The following is a 24534-nucleotide window of genomic DNA, read 5'->3' on the forward strand; positions in this document are numbered from 1 at the left end:
AGTCTCCTGCTTGAGGTTAGCCGCCGTTCGCCGGCGCTGCGCCTGTCTGGAGCGCCTTGATGGCCGTACCGGCACCAGGCATACCGCCGCCGAAGCGCGCATATCCGAAGAAGGCGGTCTGGAGAGCATCGGCATAGCGCTCATTCAGGCGCACGACCGACAGGCCTTTCACGTTTCGGAACTTGTAGTTCTTGAAGTTGCCGAACAGCATGGCCTTATTGCCAGCCCCAATGTCAGGCATGCTCTGATTGATGTTCAAAGGCGAGCCCGCGAACATATCCGGTGCGCCTGCAGCAATGGATGGAGACCAGAGTGGGCGGCCTTCATTGTCCTTCAGCTTGCGCAAAGCCTTGAACGTCATATCGTTCAACATGAACGAAGCGCCCTGACGATAGGCTGGATCCACACTGTGCTGCAGGTCGAGAATGTCATCATAGCCGATGGCAACGGTGGCCGTGGTAGCGCCTACTCCTGCGGCCGTGCAGACACCCTGCGGCATATTCGTGCCGGTCCCTACAGTCAGATCATCTGCCAGGGTACGGCCAAAGCGCGTGGCCAGAGCGGTACGCAGGAAGGCGTCCAGATCAAGGAAGGAATCCTGCATCAGCGTCCAGGGCACCAGGACGGCATCCGTAGCGTACAAATAGGCCAGGACGTTGGAGATTCCGAACTTCAGGTCGCTGGTGCTGATCGTAGTGTTTTCACCAATGATCTTGGCGCGAGCAGATGTGTCGTCGTTCGTTGGCCAGGGAAGGGGCGCACCGGACCCTGTCTGGATCTCGTCGAACAGATCCAGGGACGTGAAGTACCCCTTCAGAGCGACCAGGAGCTGATCGGCAAAGAGGGGAGGAACGAGATAGCCGCCAGCCTGACCGGACTGGGTGCTCTGTGCGGCCCGGAACTCAGTTCCCAGGCGTGCCTGGTTGAGGGCGAAGACACGGTCCTCTCCGGCAAGGTTGTCCATGCCACCACGTAGCCATGCGCCGAAGACACGGACTTCCTGCGTTTCACGATCGCGCTGTTCGTCTGCGCCTCGGCCTTCACCTTCGCCACGGGCCGCAATCTGCACGGCCAGTTCCGCTTCAGCAGCCTCAGCTGTCTCGATGCGATCAATTCGGGCCTTCAGTTCGTCTGCCTCGGCCATCATGGCGTCGAACTGGGCATTCTGTTCGGCGGTGACAGTTTCGCCGTTGATCAGAGCGCGGGCGTCAGAAATCAGCTTTGCACGCTTGGCGCGCAATTCCTTGGAACGCATGGGATTTCCTGTTTGGAATGAAAGGGGGGAACCGCCACGCTCTAGGGGTGGCGTTCCGTATAGGTCATGACCTGATTCCGCCTCACTTCGAGGGCGGCCAGAGCATGGTCAGAGGGCGTTTTCGGCTTCGGCCAGGCGAGCCATACGCTGGCGTGATGCGATGGCCATCTCGGCCGCCAGTGCGAGGACATCCTTGTCAGGTGTCAGATCGATCTTGGCTGAAGGCGAGATAGTGCGGTCATCATTCACGATGACGTCGGCCAGACCTGCATCCTTGGCCTCTTCGGCCGTAAACCAGGTCTCGGCATCCATCAGTGCGGAAATCTCATCGACACTCTGGCCTGTTTTGCCGGAATAGAGGGCCGCCATCTGGCCATCGATCTTAGCCATGACACCGGCCGTGGCTGTCATGTCGGCTTTGTTGCCGACGACGAGGCCCCAGGCATTGTGAATCATCATGAAGGCGTTCGGTGCGATCATGACCGTATCGCCCGCCAGAGCGATATATGAGGCAGCAGAGGCCGCCAGGCCATCAATGATGACATTGACCGTGCCATCATGCTGCTTGAGCGAGGCATAGATGGCTAGACCATCGAACACGTCACCGCCTGGGCTATTAATGCGCAGGTTGATGGGTCCGGGACCGACCTGCGCCAGCTGATTGGCAAAATCCTTTGCCGTCACACCCCAAAAGCCGATTTCGTCATAGAGAAGGATCTCGGCCGGTTGCCCGTCTGCACGGGGGCGACTGGTCAGGGTTTGGGGAAGCCCTGCCTGTGTAAAGGCCAGCAGGGCACGGTTTGAGAACCGGCCTGCCTGGGCATTGTAGCGTTTCATTCCTGTTGCCCTGGTGAAGGTTGAGGAACAGGCGAGGGGTTATCCGGCCCTTTCGCTGCCTGTGTCGTCAACGGCACGTTGGTGCTGTTGATCAGCGGCGTGTCGCCGCCCTTGACGGGTGGCCGGTTCTTCTTCCGGCGCGCCTCGTTGATGGTGCTGACACCACTGGAGATCTCGCTTTGCATGACCGTGGCTGTCTTGGCCGGATCCATGGACAGCAGGCCGTCCCGGTCAAATTCTACAAAGAGCCGCGTGCCGGAAAACAGCTTGTAGTTCAGCTCGCTTTCAATCCGTCGCAGATCTGCATCGAGCGAAAAGATCAGGTACGCCAGCGTATTTTCAGACAGGCCTGTGCCCCACGACGTGGTCTTGTCCGTCTCGTTCAGGAGATGGAGCGGGACGCCAAAGAAGCGGGAAATATCCGCCACCTGGTAACGTCTGGCTTCGATCGTCTGGAGATCCTGTGGCGAGAGCTGAAAGGGCGTGTATTTCGACCCTTCATCTGCGATGACTGTTTTACCCCAGTTGGCCACACCCGATTGAGCCTGTTCCAGCTGCCGTCGGAGCCGATTGAAAGCTGGATCAGACATTTTTCCAGGCACCTGCATAACGCCGCTTGGCATCGAGGCGTTCTGGTGAACACGGCCAGTGCGCTCTTCCATCGAACGCGCCAGGCCGACCGATCCGCGCGCAAAAGACTGGATCCGGGACAGGCCCTTGATTCCGTCAAAGCCCGGTCCGGGAATGTGCAGCATGTCTTCCTGATGCAGCACTTCGCTGTTGCCGTCGTCGTCCGTACAAACGTAGAAATTGATTCCCCGCTTGCCTGGTAGACGGACCACTTGGACCTGCCAGGGCATATAGGCGTCAAAGCCGATGACACGGCCAGCGCCATCGTAGCGGATGGCACTGTAATGATTGCCCCAGAGCAGCATGTTCACGCCCCAGAGTTCCCGCCAGGAGAAAGCTGTAAGAGCGCGCCCTGGAAAAGGTGCAGTCTGCAGCAGTGGCATCAGCCGATGGTTTGGCAGTTCTTCGCGCTGCCCATCTGCCGACAGGCGGTAAATCTTGAGTGGAAGTCCTGCGATGACACCCGCTTCCAAGGTCACGCACCGGTAGACAGCCGAACAGGCCATAGCGGTGCGTTCACTGACAGGTGGCATCCAGTCATCGCTGGTACCTGGAAGACCTAGAAATTCGCCCCAACTGCCAATCTCGGAAAAAGGCGTGCTGGGGTTCTCTATGCTGTGGGCCATTATAGCCGGTAAGACAGGCTCTTTCCGATCCGATTGAGGACGTTGAGAGCCGCCGAAAATTGAATTCAGGAATCCCATAAATCCTCACGGTCAAAAATGCTTTTGGATCCGGGCGGCTCCGGGTTTTTGGACATGCAGGCCACGGCATCGAACGTGGCCATCAGGGGATCGATCTTCTTTCCGCCCGCCAGCTGCTTGGTGATTTCGATGTTGTTGCCGCGTGCCTGGGCTTTGGCATTGCCGACGGCCCAGGCCATGATGGGGCGTCCGCCATGATGGAAAGACCCGTCAGCCAGCTTCCGCTCTAGGGTCTTGATCGGTCCGGTGAGCTTCCATCCCTGGCTCACACCAACGATTTGGCTTTCCTCGATCCCGCGACGGCGAAGCTCAAAAACGATTTCTGCAACCCCGGCTGGATCCAGTCCAATTAGGGCGAGTTTGCCCGATCGGCTGAGATCCTCTGCGATGTCGCCCAATTCAATGATGTCGTCCTGCATGGTTGTGACCAGGACGAGATCCCCTTGTTTCTCGAAGTCGAGATAGCGGGGAGCTTCTTCCTTTCGGGTTTTGAGGACATCGCAGAAGACCCAACTGCGTTGCCAATGCAGCCAGTCTTCAGTTTCGTCATCACAGCCCAGAACAACCATGGATAGGAAGTCATCCAGCCCACCGCCGTCAATGCCGACGACTAGGACACGAGAGCGTCTGACAAGCTCTTTTAGGGTCAGGTCCGGATCGCCGCACTTTTCCCAGTATTTCGCGCCGGCCCAGGCCTTTTCTCGCAGAGAGAGACCGACCTCGACATTCAGATGCTTGGCCATCCAGACCCGTAGTGGGCCTTCACCGGCTTCCTTCTGCTGGTCAAACTGACTGAGAAGGAAGTCCTCACTGACTGACAGACCGTAGTTTGGATTGGTGATGTACCAGTTGTCTGGATCTTTGTGTTTTTCACCCTCGATGAGAGAGGCAGGAAACTCATAGATGACCGGAAAGAACTTCTTGTTCTCCAGCTTTCCATCCCGGACAGACCGGGCATACTCCAGCTTGGATTTGAAGACGCCAGCTGGCTCTTCTTCCGACTGAGTGGAGAGGTAGATCACGAAGCCTTCCGGCCGTGAGGACATGCCGCCCATGGCCTCCATGATCATGTTTTCGCCTGTCGGTTTCTTCCCAAATTCCCACAGTTCGTCGATCAGGATCCCGGTGGCCTTCTTACCCACGACTGCCTGCCCATCAGCGGCCACGACCTTGAGCGTGGCACCGGTCTGCCGATGGGTGATAACGCGATTGTACTGCTGGACATGGAAGATTGCGTCCAGGTCGGGATCGTTCAGCACCATGTCCCGAGCCGGTTTAAAGGCGTTGTCCGCTGCTTCCTTGGTCGGTGCCAGGATCAGAAATTCAGCAGACCGTCGCCAGTTTAGGACGAGCTGGGTCAGCATGACGCCGGCAGCGATGGTGGACTTGGTGTTCTTCTTGCTGACCAGCAGGAAGAATTCGTTGATGTGTCGGACGCCTGTATCCGGATCGTAGGATCCAAAGAAGGATGCCGCAAAATCCTTCAGCCAAGGACGGCAGGACTCCCCAATCGTCGGCTCGCCCATCACGTCGACGAGCTTCAGGGCATTGAAAACGTCCATGCCCTGCTTGGCAGCGGCAGGGAAAAGAGGTGCGCAGGGGATCAGGCTTTCGCGGGCAACAATCCGCTGTTCCCAATCAGGGCAGGCCGTTGACCAGGTGAGGCTTGCAACGGTCGCTGTAATAGCTGCGACCTGTTTGACCGCTTTTTTTATGCCCGATCGTTTTGGCGTCGTTTTTCGTACCCGAGAGGTTGTTTTAACCGTCCCGTCGCTTGCCATTGTTCACCACCAGTTTGGGCTGTGTCATGGGAGCAAACCGACCGGAGGACGCCTTTTCAGCTTCATCCTTTTGCTGCTCTTTCTTGCCTTTTTTGGACCCAGCTTTGCCACCTAGGAGCGTGACAGTCTGCGCAATCGTCTTCAGGATATTCGCTCGCATCGAGTGACTGACGGCTTTCATCATCTCAGCCTGGCGTCGTGGACTTTTGTCGTCAGCAGTTTCATCACTGATGGTCTCGATGATTTCATCGAGGTGCTCAGTCGAATGCTCAAGCTCTTCGGTCATACGCCCAGCCAAGCAGAGCAAACGCTCTTCCAGGTCTTCGGGAATGGCTTCCGCGACGACAGGTGAGGGGCGTTTGTGCGCAACTGGACGTTGGTGCGCAGTGGTGCGCACTTTTGGGGTAGAAGTGCGCACCTTTTGCGCGCCCGTTTTCTCCCATCCTTCAGACGCGATGCGCTTGCGCAGGGTGCTTTCAGCAATCCCGAATTGCTTGGCAATCTGGCGGTTTGACAGGCTTCCCGCGCAATAAGCGTTGGCAATTTCCGCCCAGTCTGTTGGCGGTTTCTTCGACATTCTGGACCGTCCTGCGCAGGATGGTGCGCACCTCATTTCGTAATTTCAGGAAAAATTTTCACGCGTGGGACTGGCGCGGTTACGCCCCCTAGGCCGGCCTGAAGATCCGAACCACCCCCCTAAATCCGTACCATTTCGGTATGGGTTGACGTGTCGAGATGAAAAAACGGCAGTTTTTCGCCATTTTCACCAGTTTTTAGCGGTTCGCCTTGCTCTGGCCTGCGCCGTCTTGGCCGTGTGGCACGAACCACAGAGCAGCTGGACGTTCTTCAGGTCCAGCTTCGCACCGCCGTCTTTCAGCTCAACGATGTGATCACCGAAGATCCGGCAGCCCGTGCGGCCGCAACGCTCGCAGACGCGTCCACGCTGTTTGAGGATGGTGGCCATCAGGCCTCGCCATTCCTTCGACACGTAGAACGCATCCGTAGTCTTGGGAGGAACGCGGGCAATGCTGGTGTCCAGCACTGTCAGACCGTTGTTGATGCACCGCAGCAGGCTCATGCCTTGGCAATGTCCAATGGCACCTGAATGAATGCGCCATCAGGTGAGGTGCGTTCGTGGAAGCGGATGTAGCTGCGAGAGGCATTGACCTTCACCGCGTCAGTGATGGCCTGCATGGCGCGTTTCCATTCCTCATCGTCAATCGAAAGCCGGCGCAAGCCCAGGATCTTCGAGACGTTCAGCTTGCCTTCCTTGCCCACGTCAAAGGCGTCCGTGACAACAGCGCGGATGTTGGCGTTTCCGCCTTCCGTCCAGCGTGTCAGGCAGCTGTCCACCAGTTCCTTGGCGATCTGGAGTTCAGGGCCGAACGTGATGGTGTCACTGATGGCGATGGTCACGCGCTCGCAGCCGTCATAGGTCGACAGCGTCAGATTGCCCTTCGCACCACCTTTCTTGGCTCCATACTGTTCAGCCAGAAGGTCCAGAAAAGCCCGGATATCGCTGTCCGCATCCTCACGAAACTGGCGCATCAGCTCACGAATGGCGCGGGCACGCTCGAAGAGCTTCTTGACCAGTTCGTCCTGGAGAAGGTCTTCCGGCTTCACGTTTGCACGCGGGACAAGGCGTCCTGCGGAATCCTTCATGTAATCGTCGGGATTGTGGCTCATGCCTGTTCTCGCTTGCGCTTGGCCTCGACTGCGCGGGCGCGGCGTGCCTCGACAGCGGCCCAGATCTTCATTCCTGGCATCCGGGCATGGTGTGCCGTGCGTTCGTAGCGCTCGGCTGCGCGGGTCCAGAAGTCCACATGCTCGGCCCGGATCTCGGCTGGTGTCTCAGGGCGTCGTCGGTATCGGGTGCTCATAGCGCTCTCCAATAATGGCCGACGCCGCCGCTTCGTGAGGCGTCAGTCTTTCAGGTAATTGCCGCCGCCATCGCCCTCTCGGACGTGGGCGTATCGTGTGGTGGTCTTCAGGTCGGAATGTCCCAAAGTCTGCTGGACAACATGGGCGGGTGCGCCGTTGTCCAATGCGTGTGAGGCATGGGCGTGCCGGAACCAGTGCGCAGAGGCATCAGGCAATCCGGCACGCTTCGCCGCCCGCTTCACGAGGCGATGTGCCGCTCTCAAGTGAAGCGGGCTCCCATCGTGACCGGGGACGACAGGCGTATCGGGACGCCAGTCGTCTGCTCTCACAGCCACGATCTCTTTCCACAGCTTTGCGGGGACAAGCACATGGCGTGTCTTGTTTCCCTTGCCGAACACGGAGGCCACGCCTCCCTGTTGACGCCGTGTCATGTCTCGCCATTTTAGGGCGCACATCTCTGATATGCGCAGCCCCATAAAATACAGAACGCGGAGCGCGACCCGCTTTCGCGGGCAGGGCTCCTGCTCGATGATGCGCTTTACATCCTCTTCTGTGAGAATCCGCTCGCTGAGACGATCGCGCCCGCGCTCCAGGCGAAGCGCTGCGCCAACGTCCACATCCAAAAAACCAACGCGGACCCCGAAGGCCAGAGCCGATTTGACGGACGCCAACTTTCGACGGCGCGTGGCATCTGATCCTGCGAGGCCATCAAACCAGCCTTGCAGGTCATCCAGGACAACATCCGCAAGCGGCTTGCCTGCCCACTGACGGAACGCGTCCACATCCGCACGATAGGCGCGGGACGTGTTCGCGGACCGGTTATGGAGCCACATATTCACGAGGCGATCGTCATCAGAGATACGGGGCTTTTTCGCGTCCGTCGCTGGTGCCATTGGCCCAACTCTCCGACAAGTAATTGAATTATAAAGGTTTCCGATCCTGCGGAGACCCTGAAAAACCGTCAGATAACAGGTATTATCTGACGAGTTATAAACCCTTTCAGCGGGTTATCTGACATTCAATCCGCACAGGCTTGTCCGATAACTCCTGGTTATTGTGTCGCGTCAAACAGAAATTCATTGAAGTAGAAAGGAAGAAAATAAAATTTAAATTTTAGGGGATCTCGATGTGATAACGTAAAAACATCAAGTTTAGGTATTTTATAAAGAGTTCGGTTTCAATGCAAGAAGGTTTTGATCGAAGCATAAGATTATTAGGATAAAACTGGAAAGGAGGTTGATGAGCCCTTTCAAATGTATAAACTTTTTCGCATTGATTGAGAGTGATGAATATGGAACCCAATAATGAGAGTTGAGAGTTTTATTAATCTTATTAAACGTAATACACTAAACAGGAAAAATCAAAATGATGAAATTGCCCTTAATGAAGAGATAGATTTTTTAGAAAAATCAATATCTAAATTTTCATCAGAACTATCCTTCATAGAAGAAACAATAAACGAAATAGATAATTCTTATGTAAGCGATGACAAATTAATAGAAAATTATAATAAATATATAAAATCAAAAATACAGATAGAGAAAACTATAGAAGAATATAGAAAAGAACTTGATAAATTTTACTACATTAGAGATGGAGCAATAGAGCAAAAAGAAAAAATAAGAAAAATACAGTTTTTATTATTAGCGCCTATTGTTATACTTTTATTATACATGATATTTATTTTTATAAACCAAATCTTATTAGATAAAACATATACTTATAACGGGTATAATGTTTTATCTACACTTTCCATACCTATAGCTTTTTTTTCAATAGTTATATATTCAAATATATATTTGAAATATGGAACTATTTTTTTAGATGATTACTATTCAGTTAGTATGGCAATCAGAAGTAATAAATTCGACTTATTAGATAACGAGAGCTTAAAATTAAATAATGATGTAAATATATCAGATATAATCAATAATTCGGAAAAATCTAAGTTGGGAGAAGACACGTATCCGAGAAACGAAAAGGAAGAATTTTTTGGGACAGTAGAAAATGATCCTGAATTTAAGAAAGAATATCTATATAAAGCATTAAGCCAAGATAAGATTCTTGGATACGATGATATATTTTTAAATAGCCGAAATAGAATTCTTACAGAAATTGATAGGCTGTCAAATAGTGGAAATTTTAACTTGGCGATTGGAGTGGCGACAACATTTCTATCTGTACTTGCTCTCGGAGTTGTTGTTTTTATTCAAAATGCACCTGAACATATAAATCATATACAATATATATCCACTATAATAATGAGACTATCAATTGCTGTATTTATTGAAGTTTTTGCTTATTTTTTCCTAAAATTATATAAAAAAAATCTTGAGGAAATTCGTTTTTTTCAGAATGAAATATCAAACTTGGATTATAAGTGGGCAGCTTTATCAGTTTCTCTAGAGAATGATGATTTAACAAAAATATCTGTTGAAAATTTGATTTCAACAGAAAGAAATTATCTCTTGAAGCCGGGAGAAACAACGATTGAGCTTGAAAGAGAAAAAATGGAAAAAAATGAAATACTTGAAATAGTTAGGGATGTTACAAATATTATAAAAATCAGAGAAGATAGTGGAACAAAAAAGAAAAAATAATTTTTTTGCTAAAATTAAATAATCGCTTCATTTTTAATTTTATTTTTTATATTAGAAATGAAGCGGATTAATTAATGTGAGATATGAAGCTCAGTTTTCCTCATAATAATTTGCCAATTGCTCCAGTAGCAATTCAGCTGCACCAGTCATCCCCTGACGGTTCTTCCCATAGTGCTCAGCAATCTTTCCAAGCGAGAGCCCGTCAAGTACCAATAACACCAGCAGATCCGACGCATAGTGTCCCAATGTACGCCTGATTCTCTCGCACCGCGCTACTGCGGCAGAACGTGCGATAAGCATGTCGTGGATGTCGCCACCGCCGGATCCGCGGCGTTCGGGATCTGAGGCGCCCATGATGCCGGTTTCGAAGTCACGCGCCCATCGTTGGGCGGCATCGACGTGGCGTTGGGTTATCGTGCCAGAACGCAGCAAGCCGTAGAGGCCAGCTCCACGGCGTAGGACGTTGGTTGGTGGTCTGTCTTTTCCTTGCTCCAGTTCAGCCAGAGCGATGCGGTTTTTCCAGGCCCCCTGCATGGGGACGGCTTCTTCAATTGGTCGAGTTGCCTCAGCGGCAGTAGTCATTTGCATTCCACGTTCATGTGGGGTTGCGCTTCATGAATCGGCCGTCGGCATCCCGGTTCGAAGTGAGCCGAGCCAGACGGGCCTGGAGTGTGACAATCTCCAGGGCTTGATCCGCCACAGTCCGCTCCAGTGCCAGGGCAGTACGCTGCGCCTGGTCTCGTTCAGAGCGGACCGTGAGGAATTCGGAATGGGCGAAAGAGGCGAGGGCGCGCCGGAGTGCCTTCATGCGGCCTGAGCCTGCGGGCGGTACCAGTCCAGATACGCGGTACGTTCAACAGGGCAGGCGGGAAGGTCATGCTTCTTGGCCAACTCCGGCCATTCGCGCTTCACGGCTGAGTAGTCCCGCTGGAGATGAAAGGCTTCACTCCAGATCTTCTGCGCCTTGGCATAAGCCTCCAGCGCACGGTCTTCCCAGTCTTCACGAGGGGTAGGCTCTGGCACTGGGGTAGTCGAAACACCGGCTTGATGATCCGCCCAGAAGCGTTCGATAGGCTTGCGAAAGGCGCCCATTTTATAGGCTGTGTCGCCGTTCAGAGCCATTTTCTCGGTGTGCTGCTTTACAGCCTCGACCAGAACATCAGCCGGGATGCCGTCCCGAAGGAAGCGACCGCAAATGCTCTTGGCGAAACCGGCCTGACCGTCCGGGAGGCGTCCAATCTTGAGAACGCGGGCGACGGTCTGGGAGATCAGGGCTTCTGAAATCTCAAGAGCCGGTTTTCCGGTTTCGGTTTCAGCCGGTTTCGTAGAATTAGAATCAGAAGGGGATATATCTTTCTTTACTTCTAGATCTACGGGAAACCCAGAAACCGGTTTTGAAACCGAAACCCCGGAAACCAAAACCGTTTTTGAAAACTGGTTTTGGTTTTCAGTTTCGGAAACTGCCCCACCACTGATTGATGACAGCAGTCGCATTTCACGCTGCTCGACGGCTTCGCGCTCACGACGCTCCCGTGCCTGCTCGGATGTCTCGCCTTTGCGTGGGCGTCCACCTTTGGCGGCATTGGCACGAGAGGTCATCACTTTCACCGAGGCTTGCGGTGCAAACTCTCCGGCGTCCTGACGCTCCTGAAACTCGTCCAGGCGGCGTTGCTTTTCAACGCGGGCCGCAGCGCGTTCTTCGCGCCGGATTTGACGTTCCACGAGGTGAGGGCTGTAGAGCGCGCCGTCTTCATCGCGCAGGATGAAGCGTGTGAACTCGAGTTCCGGCAGTACACGTTGCAGCACATCGACATGCTCGCACGCCATCTGCGCCACTTGAGCGTCATCCAGTGCGCGGCCGCCAACGTGGAACACCACGTCACGAGCGGCTTTCAGTGCGTCCATGAGGGAGTGGAATACGCCCCGCTGTTCTGCAGGGAGCACCTTAAGGAACGCCATGGCCGGGATGTTGTCCCGATCAAACGTGGCAGGGATCTGGAGCGTCATTTGGAAGCTCCTGACTTTTCCAATCCTCGAACGATCTTTAGAGCATGGTCCACCACACGACGCAGCTTGGTTAGCTCGTGGCCCAGTTTGTGGGCTTCTTCGACCGTGACAATACCGTCCGCCAGGACGCGGATCGTCATCTTCATGGTGTCGTTGGCCTTGTCGGCCACGTCTTCCATGATTTCGGCTACGTCGCCGTGGCCAAGTTGAACCGGTGTCAGATGGTAGCCCAACTCATGTGCCATTGCTTGCAGGATGAATGGCTCCTGGGCGAACTCATCCAACACAATCGCTACGTCTACGGGGGCTGTCGTGGCGGAATTGCGGTTCTGATATTCCGAGATCCGCGCACGGCCAACGCGTGTGACGGCCGCTGCGGCATCAATGCCGCCAATCGCGCGGACGGCCAATTGCGTGGCCGTCTTGAGGGCAGGGGCGTGATTCATGGCTTCACCCTTGCGCTACGATCGGCCATCTTGCGCGCCTCATTACAAAACGGAGCGACGACACATGGCTGACGAATGGAAACTGAAGGAAGACGGAAACCTCGATATTTCGAGCGTAACGGGCTTCCGTACAGTCGTAATTCAGGACGGCGCTGTGGTGCTTCAGGTAAAAGCTGCCACATCCCCTGAACACTATCCGGCTGGTGATAAGCTCGAACAGTTCTCGCTTTCGCCGCAGACGGCTGCTGAACTAGGGCGCGATCTGCTCGATGCTGCGCAGGTGCTTCTCCAGAAGCCTGAAGGCGAGATGCACTAAAGCGAACCGACGATACTTTTTCGGACCAAGTCATCGCCTTAGAAGGCGAAAGCTTACATTTGTCCTGAGGGAGAAACGTCATGTCCGTACTCCCTGCGCTGTGGTCGAGGACTCGCGTCCCCGACCACGATCGTCCATCCTGTAGTCACCAGAACAAACAGGAGACGATTCCGTGTATAAAACAGCTGCTAAGATTGCATCTTTCAAACGTGCCAATGATGGCACTGTAAAAGTCAAAATCAGAGCGTCTTCAGAGTGGGGAGACAGGAAAGCAATTTTTGGGATTTCTTTCCAAGTGCCAAAAGAATTTTCACCTGAAGGCCTGACTCTCCTTGAATTAGAGCGGGAGGTTTTGAAAGAGCTATCCGAAGTTGTCTCCAACAGGATTAACGATCTTAACAAAGATCTATCCGCGAAACGCATGTTTAATCGATAACGATTTGTTCTCATTCTGAACCGTCTTTCGTGTCCCGATACTGAATACCAATGACGTTTGCCGACAGGACGGTTTGGAAAATTGAAGATGATCCAAATATACTCCCACGGAGAATATTTACTCGCGTGAGAAGCGTATTGAGAATTTCGAGCTGTTCCTTAGACGATTTCGAGGAAAATGCTCTGATCTCATCTTGAGTAGGTTCAGACTTCCAAAGTCTTTCTGCTGCACCGACGCTTTCCATTCGTTCCAAGGCAGCAAGAACCCAAGGCTCCAGTTCCACTTTCTTTGCGGGCTGGTTTACTTCTGGCTGCGGCGGAATCCCCACAAGATCATCCGGACAAACTGGCCTAAGAGGCCGATAGCCAGCCTTCGCATCATCAGCCAAGACAGCATCTTGCTGACGGCGGCATGAGCGGAGCTTACGCTTGAGGGTATGAAGAATGCTCATGCTGCGGCTGTTCCAAAATCATGACTCGGTTGAGGGAATATGTCTGGACGGATCACGTGGGGATCGAGATTGGCGAGCCGTGCGACCGCGATGACGTGGATTGGTGGCACCCGTCGCCACTTACAGACTGCAGAGTGAGAGCGCTTTATGACCTCACCTACCTTCTTGGGGCCACCTGCGGCCCGTATCACTTCACCAATATCCATAAAGCAATGTGAGCATGTCTCACATATTTCTGTCAAGTTTGTGCGTGAGCATGGCGCACACATCAGCTCGTCAAGACGTGCAGAATTTTCACATGGAAAACACGTCCAGAATCAGTGACAGGATCAAAAGTCTTCGCAAGAGACTTAATATGAAGCAGGCGGATTTTGTCGCCGGACTGAATATCTCAAGATCATATTTATCAAAACTTGAGACAGGAGAGGAGCAACCAGGAAGGGATTTGCTCATCAGAATGTCACATGAATTCAACGTTTCGCTTGATTGGCTCACATCCGGTTCCGGAGATGCCGTTCCAGCACGAGCCATAAATGAGCAAGAAGCACTCTTGCTTATGGCCTTTCGCTCACTACCTCCCGACGAAGCCGAAACTCATTTAAAGCTCATGCTTCAGCGTGCGAATAAGGACAGATTGGATCAGTAAGAAATTATTTCATGTGAGCTAAACTCACTTTGGTGTTGACTGAAATGTTCGCATAACTCACATTTACTCCATCGCACCGACGCGATGGAGATCGTTATGTCATTGTCTGCAAATATAGCTAACGTATCTGCTCCACGCACAAACCTGATGGAGACAGACTCTTATGACCACGGAAGTCTCGATAATCGTCACGGTGCCTCCCAAGGAAGAGGCGCCAGCAGCGGACGATCTGTACGATGCAGATCAGGTTGGCGCGTCTTTGGACAGAGATACTCTTCGTCTCTGGATCGCGACGGAAGCTCAGCGAGTTGCGAAAGATCGTATCGACGCACAGATGAAGCTGCTGGAGCGCTATATGGCTCGCGGAGCAAGTTTTGTGGGCTGGGGCCTCACAGCAACGATCGGGCTATCGGCGGTTTGGAGGCTTCACAGTCATCCGCCTTATCTGTGGATACCGGCAACTCTGACGGCGGCAGCTTCTTTTTCTGCAGCGCTGTTATTATGGCCGCGGCAGTGGCAGATCTCTGGCGATCTGCCGTCTTACCTTGGAAGTCTGCGGTTCGAGACAGAGCTGGAATTACGAGAAACCCTTGCCCAGAGAGACGAGCAAGGGATCGAGTTGAACGACACCCGTTTAGGCTGGGCTTCGGTATTCATGAAGTTCACGCTCGGATTTATGGCAGCAGCGGCTCTGAGCGTGGCGGTAATTTTTCTGTCTTAAATGGTGGCCAGCTTACCTGTGGAATAGGCTTCGGTGCTGGAGCCTGTATTGGTGGCGGAAGAGGCTTTGCCATTAGTTTCCTCATTGGCTGTTTGTCAGTGCCAATGATGGAAGGCACGGGAGAATTGGGCAACCGATTCTCCCCTCCATTTGGACTGCTGTCTGCAGGGGGAGTGGTCTAATGCGGCCGCTTCATCCTCTCCTGCGCGGTCACACCGACCAGACATTCGCGGAATATCTGTCTGACCGCCCGCTGGCAGTTCAACAGAAAGCACGGGAGCGGCGCGTGTGCCTGGTGCATGCACGCGCAAGAGCTGCTGATGCGTCGATTCCGGGCATCGCCAAGGCGTATGCTGCCACAGCTGAAGCCGTAGAGGCTGAACTTGTCGCCCTGCTGCACGCCACGAAGCCGGCAGAAGCCATCCCGTTTCCGGAGCCGCCCAAGCGCGGTCCTCAGACCATGCAAGATCTTCTGATGCGCACTGAGGCCGCAAAGGTGTCCGGTCGCCTTGCTGGATTCCTACGCTTTTGCACCGACCTTCTGCCGGGAGGGCGCGATGTCCACTGAATTTCTGGATCTGCTTTTGCCGTGTGGGCTGGTGGCTATCGTGTACGGGGCAGGGATCGTCACCGGGATGGTGATCAAGTCTGCCGATAGGTGGGTTCAGCCTCTTGATCGGAGGCCCGCGCCATGACGGCGGAAGCAAGGTCACCGGATATGTTCACGGTGTGCATGCTTGGCGTTCGCCCTCGTCCATACGCTGGCCAGCGTTACGCGGAATACCGGGATGCCGAACGTCAGGCCAAGGAAGATGTCCGCACGACATTCTGTGATCACGACATCTATCTGGGTATGCGCCTGGTCGCGACTGTCTGTGCGCCGTCCATGGCCGGAAAAATCAAGGTTGACCTGACCGAACTGGGGAGCCGTTACGCGTGAGTGGCCGTATCGTCCAGATGGCTCCCAAGGTGCTGGATATTGGGGATGCTGCGTCCTATCTGGCCATGTCGGTTGGGACGTTCAGGGCGCATGTGCTTCCGCATGTCCGGCAGATAAACCTTTCAGCGCGGCGTCGAGGCTATTTGGTGTCTGATCTGGATCGCTGGATTGATCGGCAGGTGGGTGGGGAAGGTGTGGCAGTCACTGTTTCCGCCAATCCCTGGGACGCGATGAGTTGACCACGCTGCGACTGCCTTACATTCAGCGTTTTAAGGATCGGCACGGGAAGGTTCGGTATTACTTCCGCAAGAAGGGGCAGAAGAGCGTTCCGCTGCCAGATCTGCGCGATCCGGGTTTCATTGCTGCGTACCAAGCTGCTGTTTCTGGTGCTGAGCCACGAGGGCTGGACGCTGCAAAGGTTACGCCGACGGGAAGTTTGAGGGATGTGATCGAATCCTGGTACGCCACGGCGCATTTTAAGACGCTCGAAGAGAGTACCAAGGCTGTGTACCGGCGCTTGCTGGAGCGTATGCGCGGCGCGGATTATGCTGCGAACCCGGTTTTACTGATGGAAAGCCGTCATGTCCGGATGATCATGGCCCGGCATAATGACTCGCCCACGACGGCCAATCGCATGTTGCGGCTGCTCTCAATGTTGATGGAGCACGCCATTCATATGGGGTGGGCGGAGAATAACCCGACGGCGGGCGTTCAGCGCATGAAGATCAAGAGTGATGGCATCCATTCCTGGACGGATGATGAGATCGCTCGATATGAGGCGCGCTGGCCAAGTGGCACGAGAGAGCGTCTGGCATTGGCTCTTCTGCTCTACACGGGGCAGCGCCGCAGTGATGTTGTGAAGATGGGGCCGCGCTCACTGACGGGTCATGGCATTCATGTCCGGCAGCAGAAGACAGGCACTGAGTTGGTCATTCCCATTCACGAGCAGTTGCGGGTCGAACTGGACCAGTGGCAGCCGAATGGAGCAGGGACGTTTCTGGCGACTGAGAAGGGGCGTCCGATGTCCGTGAACAACTTCTACAATCAGTTCATCGACTGGTGCCGTGAGGCAGGGCTGCCGGCTGGATGCAGTCCGCACGGTTTGCGCAAGGCCGCCGCTCGGAGGCTGGCAGAAGCTGGCTGCACAACGCACCAGATCGCAGCCATTACAGGGCACCGGAGTTTGGCGGAAGTGGCACGCTATACGCGGGCTGCCGAACAGGTGGAATTGGCACGTTCGGCGATGTCAAGGCTGAGGCCGAATGTCAAACCTGCCGAAAAACTGGCGGAAGCGAGCGATTTCTGAGATTAATGGTTCAGTAATAAGTTAAAATTTATAAATTACTTTGCTTTGATATTTTGTTGAGTGGATTTCTCTTGATCGTGACCTTTATGTACCATCGCGTTGCTTCCTGCCCCAACTAACGCGCCAGCAGTAGCTACTATCCCTTGCCCAACAACTTTTAAAAAATTATCTGCCCACTCTTTGTTGGGCGTGCAGGTTGCGAGAATTTCAGTAAATCCTGCAAGAACGCTAAGAACTATCAAAATTATGAGGGCGAGAACCGCTACACCGTTATCAGAATGCCAGGAAATAAAGGAACGGCCAAGGGGAATCATTACCGAGTTTGGATGGTTTTTATGATTTGCTTCATCATGCTCCGCCTTTTTTTCGGCAGTGAACATTGATGACTCGGATTTTGATTTTTTAGACGATTCTGGCTTCTGCGCTTCTTCTAATTCAAAATCGTCTTCCACTTTGATTAGGCTTCCGTTTTCTTTTTCACTAACGGCATGAAGTCGGCTTTAATGTAGTCGTCTGGGATCTCTACACTTCTGCCGCCCGGAGACGCATCTCGAACTCTGTCCCAAGCCCAGCCTTCTTTGTGAGAAAGGTCGGAAAGTTCACGCGCAGTCCAAGAATTATACCTTTTCCAAACAAAGTTAATTACTTTGCGGGCCGCTTCGTCAGATGGGGCAGGAACGGGCATGTATTCAAATTCGTCGGCGTCGGTGAAAGAAACTTCTTCAGCAAGTTCCTTTATCTGTCCGCCACCAAAGTTTTTAAATTCCTGATAAAGCACTTCTGACACCGGCCCATAAGGCCAAGCTTGGAAGCTTTCCTCTATCAGAGGCTCATTTCTCGCCGCCAAATGGTAGCCATGGGCAAGGAAAATGAGTTTCTGAAGCTTCATAGGGCTTACAGGAACATCATCGTCGAAGCTGCGCCGCAGAAACGCGTTCGCTACTCCCTTGACCGGGAACGGCATACCATTCTCCTTTCATTCCTGAACCCACGAGAAATTTCGTACGGCCTCTCTGAGAGAGATAACATATGTGCATAATTTTCGCGCGCAGCAATATCCTCAGCCAGCCAAAATCATAATTATGGTGACAATGCCCTCACATTTGGGAGGTTTTACGCCATAAAAAAAGCTGTTCTGCGGTGCGGCTGTTATGGTTGGATTTTCAGAAAACTAAATTGTGCTCTTTTGGAGATGTCGAGGCTAAGACCGAATGTCAAACCCGTCTTGGAAGGTGTCAAACCTGCCGAAAAACTGGCGGAAGATAGCGATTTCTGAGATTGGTGGTGGACCCGACGCGATTCGAACGCGTGACCTTTGCCTTCGGAGGGCAACGCTCTATCCAGCTGAGCTACGGGTCCGTCGGGTCTCCAATAGACGGTTCAGGATAGGCTTGCCAAGCCCCTATCGGCATTTTGTTCATTCACGGTTGAGCGGTTGCTTTCCAGAGGGCTGCGGCAATGTCGCCCCCAGAGGGCAAAGCGCGGTCTGGCGTCAGTATCCAGGACGCTACATCCTGTGCGGTAATCCGTTTGTCGCGGCTTATCAGATGGTGCGCTGTTGGAAATTCATCCAGTCGGACGGAAGCGGGGAGGCGCTTCAGAAAACGTGCGGTGTAAGGGGGTAGGACAAACTGATCCCGGCCACCAAATACCATGAGCATCGGTGTTCGGATGCGCGGGGCTGCGTCGAAAGCTGCGGCCATGAGATGAGTCAGGCCCGAAAGAGGATGAATGGTCGAACTGTGCTGGGTTAGGGGGTCGAAATACATGCGACGCAGGGCATAGATGTTGTCGCTCGCAACGCGCTCTCCGGGAACGGCTGATCCATCCAGTTTCCACTGGGGGGCGACTGTATCGAGGCCATCCAGAACGGTTTGCCACGGCTCGCCGATTTTCATGATGGCTGGAGCGAGCAGAATAGTGCCGGATAGCTTTGGCGGCGGATCGGTGGCGAGGAGTAGGGCAACGGCTCCGCCCATGCTTTCGCCCATGACATAGAGAGGCAGGTCGGGATAACGACCGTGAAGCCACGCAAGCTCTTCCCGTGTGTCCTCCACCATGCGCGCCGTGCTGCTCCAGCCGCCTGCGTCCTGCGTCGCTCCGAAGCCCCGCTGGTCAGGGGCGACGATTTCGATACCGGCAGCGCTCAGGGGCGGTGCAAAGAATTCCCAGGCGTCCCGGCTGTCTCCGAAGCCATGAAGAGCCAAAATGACTGCTTTCAATGGGTGTGCTGCGGGATAGATCCGCAGAGGGATGCGTGCGCCATCCGACATGCTGAGCGTCACGTCCGGAGCAATGAGGGCTGTTTCTTCTGCTGTTGGATGCAGGTCAGGCATGGGCCGGTGTGTGCAGGCCCCGAGAAGCAGCGTGCAGGCCGCAAAGCTAACCAAGGTGCAGGAAAGACGCCACAGGCGGTTTGAAACGGATGGGAATGAGCCTATCATCGCGGGGATTTTAGAACGTCCGCCCCTTCCGGGCGAGAAGGGAGATATTCGTGCCGTCTGAAACGCCTCATCTGGTTCTGATTGACGGGTCCGGCTTCATTTTCCGTGCTTTCCATGCCCTGCCGCCCATGACCAGCCCGGATGGCGTTCCGGTCAACGCGGTTTATGGCTTCACGAATATGCTGACGCGCCTGCTACGTGATCATGTTGGCACGCATTTGGCCGTCATTTTCGATGCCGGTCGTCAGACATTCCGCAACGAGATTTACCCGCAATACAAGGCGCACCGTGCGGAGCCGCCGGAAGACCTACGGCCTCAGTTCGGGCTGATCCGGGATGCTACGGCGGCATTCAATGTGCCTTCGATTGAGCTGGCTGGCTGGGAAGCGGATGATCTGATTGCCAGTTATGCCAAGGCTGTTGTGGCGCAGGGTGGACGCTGCACGATCATCTCGTCGGACAAGGATCTGATGCAGTTGATTTGCCCTGGCGTCGAACTGATGGACCCGATGAAGCAGAAGCCGATTCGGGAAGCGGAAGTTGAGGCCAAGTTCGGTGTGCGGCCAGATCAGGTTGTCGATGTTCAGGCCCTGATGGGGGACTCTACTGATAACGTGCCGGGTGTGCCGGGCATCGGTGCGAAGGGCGCGGCCCAGCTCATTAATGAATATGGCACGCTGGAAAAGGTTCTGGATGCTGCGGAGGGCATGAAAGCCTCCAAGCGCCGCCAGAATCTGATTGAATTTGCGGATGCCGCCCGGATGTCTCGCAAGCTGGTTCTGCTGGCCGACGATGTGCCGTTGCCGCAGCCGATTGAGGAACTGGGGTGCCGTGAGCCGGTTCAGGAAACGCTCCGGGACTGGCTCGACACGATGGGCTTCCATTCCACGATCCAGCGGATGGGCCTTGGCTTGGCGGCAAAGCCGAGGCCCACGCCTCGTCCCAAGGCAGCGCCAGCGGAGGGTGAAGCACCGACCGTGACGCTCTCTGAAGCGTCTTATGGACCATACGAGACAGTTACGGATTTCGAGACGCTGGATCGGTGGATTGCCGAGGCGCGAACGGCTGGGGCCGTCGCTGTTGATACGGAGACGGACAGTCTCAATGCGCGTCAGGCCAATATGGTCGGGCTGTCGCTGTCCGTTGCGCCGGGCAAGGCCTGTTATGTGCCGTTCCTGCATGAAGGCAAGCGGGATCTGTTGCAGGATGGGCCGGACGATCAGCCGACAGATCGGCAGCTTGATCGTGCCGCAACGTTGGAGCGTCTTGCGCCGCTGATGCGGGATGCGTCTGTTCTGAAAATCTTCCAGAACGCGAAATATGATCTGACGGTGTTCCGTAAGGCCGGTCTGTCTGAAATTGCGCCGATCGACGATACGATGCTCATTTCCTATGCCCAGTCTGCGGGTGAGCACGGGCAGGGCATGGATGAACTGTCGCAGCTCCATCTGGGTCATACGCCGATTACTTATGATTCCGTGACGGGAACGGGGCGCAAGCGCATTCCGTTTGCCGAAGTTCCGCTGGATCAGGCGACCGCGTATGCGGCGGAAGATGCTGATGTCACGCTGCGGCTGTGGCAGGTTCTGCGTCCGCAGTTACGTATTCGTCAGTCACTGGCTCTGTATGAAGAAATCGAGCGGCCTTTGATTGAAGTCCTGACGGATATGGAAGACGTCGGGATTAAGGTGGATGCCGTTGAACTGCGGCGCATGTCGGCCGATTTTGAAACGCGTATGGCGGTGATCGAGAAAGATATTCACGAACAGGTTGGGCGCAGTTTCAATGTTGGATCGCCCAAGCAGCTTGGTGAAATCCTGTTCGACGAAATGGAGCTTCCGGGCGGAAAGCGGACCAAGAGCGGTTCATGGGGTACGGATTCTTCTGTCCTTGAGGGGCTGGCGGAGCAGGGGCATGACCTGCCGCAGAAGATCCTGTCATGGCGTCAGTTGGCCAAGCTGAAATCGACTTATGCTGATGCATTGGTCGAGCAGATGGATCAGGGGACGCAGCGCGTTCACACGTCCTTCCAGATGGCCATTACGACCACCGGGCGTCTGTCTTCCAATGAGCCGAACCTTCAGAACATTCCCATCCGGACGGAAGAAGGTGCGCTGATCCGCAAGGCCTTCGTGGCGGCTCCGGGACATGTTCTGGTGTCTGCGGATTACAGCCAGATCGAACTGCGACTTCTGGCCCATGTGGCGAAGATCGAGCCTTTGCTGGAGGCGTTCCATCTTGGGCAGGACATTCATGCCCGCACGGCCTCCGAAGTGTTCGGTATTCCCATTGAAGGCATGGATCCGCTGACCCGTCGCCGGGCCAAGGCCATCAACTTCGGCATTATTTACGGGATTTCAGCGTTTGGTCTGGGGCGTCAACTTCAGATTTCGCCGGGTGAAGCACGCTCTTATATTGATGCGTATTTTGCTCGCTATCCCGGTATCCGCGCCTATATGGACCGCACCAAGGAAGAGGCGAAGGAACATGGTTACGTTCTGACGCCGTTTGGTCGCCGCTGTTATGTGCCCGGCATCAAGGACAAGAACGGCGCTCGCCGGTCTTATGCGGAACGTCAGGCCATCAACGCTCCGCTGCAGGGTGGCGCTGCCGATATTATCAAGCGCGCTATGGTGCGTCTGGCGAGAAAGCTGCCTGAGACGGGCCTGAAAGCGCAGATGCTGCTTCAGGTGCATGACGAACTGCTCTTCGAAGTTCAGGAGCAGGATGCACAGGCACTGGCGGATTTTGTCCGTCAGGAAATGGAAAGTGCCGCAAAGCTGGATGTGGCGCTTGAGGTTGAAACCGGTATTGGCCCGAGCTGGGCTGACGCACACTGAGAGACTGAACGAGCATGGAAACCCAACACGAACGCCGCAAGCGGGTCAGCAATCGCATTATCTGGGGAGTGCTGGCAGTTGCGGCGGTTCTGGGGGCGGTTGGCTTCCAGTTGGCCTCTCATGGCGGCCCGGGACTGCTGGTGCAGTCCAACGGAAATGAAGTCGGTGGCAGCTTCCGTCTTGATTCCCTTGGGGAAAGCACGGTCACGGAAGGGGACTTCCACGGGACCTGGATGCTGGTGTGGTTCTTCGACACGAACTGCCCGGAAGACCGCTGCCAGCCTGTGCTGAAGAGCATGGAGCAGGCGTATCAAGCGCTTCATGCGGAAGGCGTGCGCGTCTCGCCCCTGGCAGTTTCCCTGGATCCGTTTGATGAGAATGAAGCCCTTAGGAATTACGTTATTCCTGTTGCGCCTCATGTCATGCCGTTCACGGGAACGCCGAACATGATCAAGGCCATGACGGCCGAATATCATGCGCCGGATGAGAAAGAGGGCGATCATTACGTTCCGGCCCCGCGGATCGTCATCATGGACCCGAATGCCCGGTATGCGGGCACGATTGATGCGACGGGCGATGCTGATGCGTTGATCGCGCGCCTGCGCCAGCTTGCAAAGCGCTGAGTGACGATGCGGCTGTCTGCTTTGGTTCTTGCTTTGTCCCTGTGTCTGGCAGGAACCGCTGTTGCGCAGGAGGAGACACCGCCAGATTGGGGTGGGCAGACGCTCGGTAGCCCGCATCGCGGAGGGACGCTCCGTCTGACGGCTGATGGTCCGGGCGGTACGCTGGACCCGCAGGTCAATTACGGCACGCAGTACATGCAGGTGTTCGTCAACATGTACGACCCGCTGCTGACGTTCCGGGAGGCGCGCGGTCCTTCAGGGCTGGATGTTGTGCCCGATCTGGCAGAAGCCATGCCCACCATCAGTCCGGATGGTCTGACATGGACGCTACATCTGCGATCTGGCCTGAAATTTTCAGACGGGTCGCCTGTCCGTGTTGAGGACGTCGTTGCCTCTTTCCGTCGGATCTATCGGGTTGGCAGCCCGACGGCCGCGTCGTTTTATGGTGGGATTGTCGGGGCAAAAGAGTGCCTGGATGCGCCGGATCACTGTACGTTGCCGGGTGTCGAAGGCCATCCGGATGGCACAATTGTTTTCCATCTGACTCATCAGGATGGAGAGTTTCTCTACAAGCTGGCATTTCCCCATGCCGTCATCCTGCCTGCCGGAATTTCGTCCCATGACCTGGGAAATGCGACAGCACCGGGGACGGGACCATACCGGCTTACGCATTACGATCCCGAACACGGACTATCGCTGGAACGGAACCCTTACTTTCACGTCTGGAATCCGCAGGCGCAGACGGATGGGTTTGTTGATCGTATTGAATACAGTTTCGGCTTGTCGGACGAAGCGCAGATTACGGCGGTCGAGCAGGGACAATATGACTGGATGTTGGATGCCAAGCCGTCTGATCGGCTAGGAGAGCTGGGAGCGAAATATACATCTCAAGTGCATATAGAGCCGCTTCTTGGTCTCTATTATCTGGCGATGAATGTTCACGAAAAACCGTTCATGGATCAGCGGGTTCGGCAGGCGGTCAATCTGGCGGTGAACCGTCATGCCATGACGATCCTGTTCGGTGGGAGCGCTATTTCTGAGCCACTTTGTCAGATGGTGCCACACGGCATTCCGGGTGCAGATCTTGGGTTGTCGTGCCCGCAAAATCTTGAAGAGGCACGGCGGCTGGTTCGGGAGGCTGGCGCGGAAGGGCAGACGGTTACATTGGTTGTCCCCAATCGCGCTATCGAACTGGGCATGGGGACGTATCTGCGGAATGTGCTTCAACAAATTGGCCTGAAGGCGCAGTTACGACCGATTACGGCGGGTCTGGCAGACTCTTACGAGCAGAATACGGCCAACCATGTGCAGATCGCTCTGGCTTACTGGTTTGCCGACTATCCGTCCGCGTCGACGTTTCTGGATGATCTGTTCGGGTGTGATAACTACCATCCGAATTCCGCCATATCTCCGAACTTTACCGGCTTCTGTGACCAGCATGTTCAGAGCCTGTTTGAGCAGGCTAAGGCACAGACCGATCCAGCCAAAGCCGCGCCCATCTGGCAGGAAGCGGGGCATGAGATCATGCGGCAGATGCCGGGCGCGCCGATGATCCAGATGAAGACCATTGATTTCGTGTCGAAAAGACTGGGGAATTATTACTCCACGCTTTTGAACCATATGCTGTTTTCGCATGTCTGGGTGAAGTAAATTTCGAGAAAAAATGTCTA

At 54.6% G+C, this 24534-nt stretch carries 30 protein-coding genes and 1 tRNA gene; 13 read left to right on the plus strand and 18 right to left on the minus strand.

Features of this window, described 5'->3' with window-relative positions; translation table 11 throughout:
* Positions 1 to 16: 16 nt before the first annotated feature.
* From GFR01_RS02520 to GFR01_RS02560, 9 genes are all read right to left on the minus strand, one after another.
* Positions 17 to 1255 carry a phage major capsid protein gene (locus GFR01_RS02520; RefSeq protein WP_099181143.1) on the minus strand — a complete coding sequence of 413 codons (1239 nt, stop codon included), beginning with the start codon at positions 1253 to 1255 and terminating at the stop codon, positions 17 to 19.
* Positions 1256 to 1363: 108 nt separating this feature from the next.
* Positions 1364 to 2092 carry a head maturation protease, ClpP-related gene (locus GFR01_RS02525; RefSeq protein WP_099181144.1) on the minus strand — a complete coding sequence of 243 codons (729 nt, stop codon included), beginning with the start codon at positions 2090 to 2092 and terminating at the stop codon, positions 1364 to 1366.
* Entirely contained in the window at positions 2089 to 3348 is a 1260-nt protein-coding gene (locus GFR01_RS02530) for a phage portal protein (protein ID WP_244902118.1), read from the minus strand. Before GFR01_RS02530 ends, GFR01_RS02525 begins: the two co-directional genes overlap by 4 nt.
* A gap of 65 nt (positions 3349 to 3413) precedes the next feature.
* Positions 3414 to 5207 carry a terminase large subunit gene (locus GFR01_RS02535; protein ID WP_099181146.1) on the minus strand — a complete coding sequence of 598 codons (1794 nt, stop codon included), beginning with the start codon at positions 5205 to 5207 and terminating at the stop codon, positions 3414 to 3416.
* A complete protein-coding gene (locus GFR01_RS02540) occupies positions 5185 to 5784 on the minus strand; it encodes a terminase (protein WP_099181147.1) in 600 nt (199 codons plus the stop codon). The genes GFR01_RS02535 and GFR01_RS02540 overlap by 23 nt, the downstream gene beginning before the upstream one ends.
* 186 nt (positions 5785 to 5970) lie before the next feature.
* The gene (locus GFR01_RS02545) at positions 5971 to 6285 is read right to left on the minus strand and encodes an HNH endonuclease signature motif containing protein (RefSeq protein WP_099181148.1); all 315 of its coding nucleotides are present in this window, start codon (positions 6283 to 6285) and stop codon (positions 5971 to 5973) included.
* Positions 6282 to 6893 (minus strand): DUF3164 family protein, encoded by a 612-nt coding sequence (locus GFR01_RS02550; protein ID WP_099181149.1) that lies wholly within the window; start codon positions 6891 to 6893, stop codon positions 6282 to 6284. Before GFR01_RS02550 ends, GFR01_RS02545 begins: the two co-directional genes overlap by 4 nt.
* Positions 6890 to 7087, minus strand: a complete 198-nt coding sequence (locus GFR01_RS02555) for a hypothetical protein (RefSeq protein ID WP_099181150.1) — start codon at positions 7085 to 7087, stop codon at positions 6890 to 6892. The genes GFR01_RS02550 and GFR01_RS02555 overlap by 4 nt, the downstream gene beginning before the upstream one ends.
* 42 nt (positions 7088 to 7129) lie before the next feature.
* Entirely contained in the window at positions 7130 to 7981 is an 852-nt protein-coding gene (locus GFR01_RS02560) for a tyrosine-type recombinase/integrase (protein WP_010504884.1), read from the minus strand.
* Between the two features lie 411 nt (positions 7982 to 8392).
* Here GFR01_RS02560 and GFR01_RS02565 point away from each other — a divergent pair, with 411 nt between their 5' ends.
* Entirely contained in the window at positions 8393 to 9688 is a 1296-nt protein-coding gene (locus tag GFR01_RS02565) for a hypothetical protein (protein WP_099181151.1), read from the plus strand.
* A 90-nt stretch (positions 9689 to 9778) separates the two neighbouring features.
* Here GFR01_RS02565 and GFR01_RS02570 read toward each other — a convergent pair whose 3' ends face one another.
* From GFR01_RS02570 to GFR01_RS02585, 4 genes are read right to left on the minus strand one after another with little or no spacing between them, the layout of a single operon-like run.
* A complete protein-coding gene (locus GFR01_RS02570) occupies positions 9779 to 10270 on the minus strand; it encodes a hypothetical protein (RefSeq protein WP_244902119.1) in 492 nt (163 codons plus the stop codon).
* 13 nt (positions 10271 to 10283) lie between these two features.
* A complete protein-coding gene (locus tag GFR01_RS02575) occupies positions 10284 to 10496 on the minus strand; it encodes a hypothetical protein (RefSeq protein WP_099181152.1) in 213 nt (70 codons plus the stop codon).
* On the minus strand, positions 10493 to 11695 hold the full coding sequence (locus tag GFR01_RS02580; protein WP_099181153.1) for a hypothetical protein: 1203 nt from the start codon (positions 11693 to 11695) through the stop codon (positions 10493 to 10495). Before GFR01_RS02580 ends, GFR01_RS02575 begins: the two co-directional genes overlap by 4 nt.
* A complete protein-coding gene (locus GFR01_RS02585; RefSeq protein ID WP_099181154.1) occupies positions 11692 to 12141 on the minus strand; it encodes a hypothetical protein in 450 nt (149 codons plus the stop codon). The genes GFR01_RS02580 and GFR01_RS02585 overlap by 4 nt, the downstream gene beginning before the upstream one ends.
* Before the next feature lie 64 nt (positions 12142 to 12205).
* Between GFR01_RS02585 and GFR01_RS02590 the strand changes: the two genes are divergently transcribed.
* Both GFR01_RS02590 and GFR01_RS02595 read left to right on the plus strand, forming a co-directional pair.
* On the plus strand, positions 12206 to 12457 hold the full coding sequence (locus GFR01_RS02590; RefSeq protein WP_007283724.1) for a hypothetical protein: 252 nt from the start codon (positions 12206 to 12208) through the stop codon (positions 12455 to 12457).
* Positions 12458 to 12629: 172 nt separating this feature from the next.
* Positions 12630 to 12893 (plus strand): hypothetical protein, encoded by a 264-nt coding sequence (locus GFR01_RS02595; protein ID WP_099181155.1) that lies wholly within the window; start codon positions 12630 to 12632, stop codon positions 12891 to 12893.
* A 10-nt stretch (positions 12894 to 12903) separates the two neighbouring features.
* On the opposite strand, the gene GFR01_RS02600 is transcribed toward GFR01_RS02595, so the two are convergent.
* Entirely contained in the window at positions 12904 to 13344 is a 441-nt protein-coding gene (locus tag GFR01_RS02600) for a hypothetical protein (protein ID WP_099181156.1), read from the minus strand.
* Between the two features lie 298 nt (positions 13345 to 13642).
* Between GFR01_RS02600 and GFR01_RS02610 the strand changes: the two genes are divergently transcribed.
* From GFR01_RS02610 to GFR01_RS02635, 7 genes are all read left to right on the plus strand, one after another.
* Positions 13643 to 13990, plus strand: a complete 348-nt coding sequence (locus GFR01_RS02610; RefSeq protein ID WP_099181158.1) for a helix-turn-helix domain-containing protein — start codon at positions 13643 to 13645, stop codon at positions 13988 to 13990.
* A 163-nt stretch (positions 13991 to 14153) separates the two neighbouring features.
* Positions 14154 to 14711, plus strand: a complete 558-nt coding sequence (locus GFR01_RS02615; protein ID WP_099181159.1) for a hypothetical protein — start codon at positions 14154 to 14156, stop codon at positions 14709 to 14711.
* Between the two features lie 181 nt (positions 14712 to 14892).
* Complete coding sequence (locus GFR01_RS02620) at positions 14893 to 15279, plus strand: hypothetical protein (protein ID WP_099181160.1); 387 nt, start codon at positions 14893 to 14895, stop codon at positions 15277 to 15279.
* Positions 15269 to 15406, plus strand: coding sequence for a hypothetical protein (locus tag GFR01_RS15665; RefSeq protein WP_167384188.1), 138 nt, complete (start codon positions 15269 to 15271; stop codon positions 15404 to 15406). The genes GFR01_RS02620 and GFR01_RS15665 overlap by 11 nt, the downstream gene beginning before the upstream one ends.
* Positions 15403 to 15651, plus strand: coding sequence for a hypothetical protein (locus GFR01_RS02625; RefSeq protein WP_035729993.1), 249 nt, complete (start codon positions 15403 to 15405; stop codon positions 15649 to 15651). Before GFR01_RS15665 ends, GFR01_RS02625 begins: the two co-directional genes overlap by 4 nt.
* A complete protein-coding gene (locus GFR01_RS02630; RefSeq protein WP_099181161.1) occupies positions 15648 to 15890 on the plus strand; it encodes a MerR family transcriptional regulator in 243 nt (80 codons plus the stop codon). Before GFR01_RS02625 ends, GFR01_RS02630 begins: the two co-directional genes overlap by 4 nt.
* Positions 15887 to 16957 (plus strand): site-specific integrase, encoded by a 1071-nt coding sequence (locus GFR01_RS02635; RefSeq protein WP_244902121.1) that lies wholly within the window; start codon positions 15887 to 15889, stop codon positions 16955 to 16957. Before GFR01_RS02630 ends, GFR01_RS02635 begins: the two co-directional genes overlap by 4 nt.
* A gap of 35 nt (positions 16958 to 16992) precedes the next feature.
* Here GFR01_RS02635 and GFR01_RS02640 read toward each other — a convergent pair whose 3' ends face one another.
* From GFR01_RS02640 to GFR01_RS02655, 4 genes are all read right to left on the minus strand, one after another.
* Positions 16993 to 17409: a hypothetical protein gene (locus GFR01_RS02640; RefSeq protein ID WP_099181162.1), complete on the minus strand. Its 417-nt coding sequence runs from the start codon at positions 17407 to 17409 to the stop codon at positions 16993 to 16995.
* A 5-nt stretch (positions 17410 to 17414) separates the two neighbouring features.
* Positions 17415 to 17921, minus strand: a complete 507-nt coding sequence (locus GFR01_RS02645) for a Panacea domain-containing protein (protein WP_099181163.1) — start codon at positions 17919 to 17921, stop codon at positions 17415 to 17417.
* A gap of 318 nt (positions 17922 to 18239) precedes the next feature.
* Positions 18240 to 18316: transfer RNA gene (locus tag GFR01_RS02650), tRNA-Arg, on the minus strand.
* 62 nt (positions 18317 to 18378) lie between these two features.
* A complete protein-coding gene (locus GFR01_RS02655) occupies positions 18379 to 19293 on the minus strand; it encodes an alpha/beta hydrolase (protein ID WP_099181164.1) in 915 nt (304 codons plus the stop codon).
* 158 nt (positions 19294 to 19451) lie between these two features.
* On the opposite strand from GFR01_RS02655, the gene polA reads away from it, so the two are divergent.
* From polA to GFR01_RS02670, 3 genes are read left to right on the plus strand one after another with little or no spacing between them, the layout of a single operon-like run.
* The gene (polA, locus tag GFR01_RS02660; RefSeq protein ID WP_099181165.1) at positions 19452 to 22241 is read left to right on the plus strand and encodes a DNA polymerase I; all 2790 of its coding nucleotides are present in this window, start codon (positions 19452 to 19454) and stop codon (positions 22239 to 22241) included.
* Between the two features lie 14 nt (positions 22242 to 22255).
* The gene (locus GFR01_RS02665) at positions 22256 to 22864 is read left to right on the plus strand and encodes an SCO family protein (RefSeq protein ID WP_063904143.1); all 609 of its coding nucleotides are present in this window, start codon (positions 22256 to 22258) and stop codon (positions 22862 to 22864) included.
* Between the two features lie 6 nt (positions 22865 to 22870).
* Entirely contained in the window at positions 22871 to 24514 is a 1644-nt protein-coding gene (locus GFR01_RS02670; protein WP_099181166.1) for an ABC transporter substrate-binding protein, read from the plus strand.
* The last annotated feature ends 20 nt before the right edge of the window (positions 24515 to 24534 follow it).

The sequence above is a fragment of the Gluconobacter frateurii genome (genome assembly GCF_002723955.1).
GTDB lineage: Bacteria > Pseudomonadota > Alphaproteobacteria > Acetobacterales > Acetobacteraceae > Gluconobacter > Gluconobacter frateurii.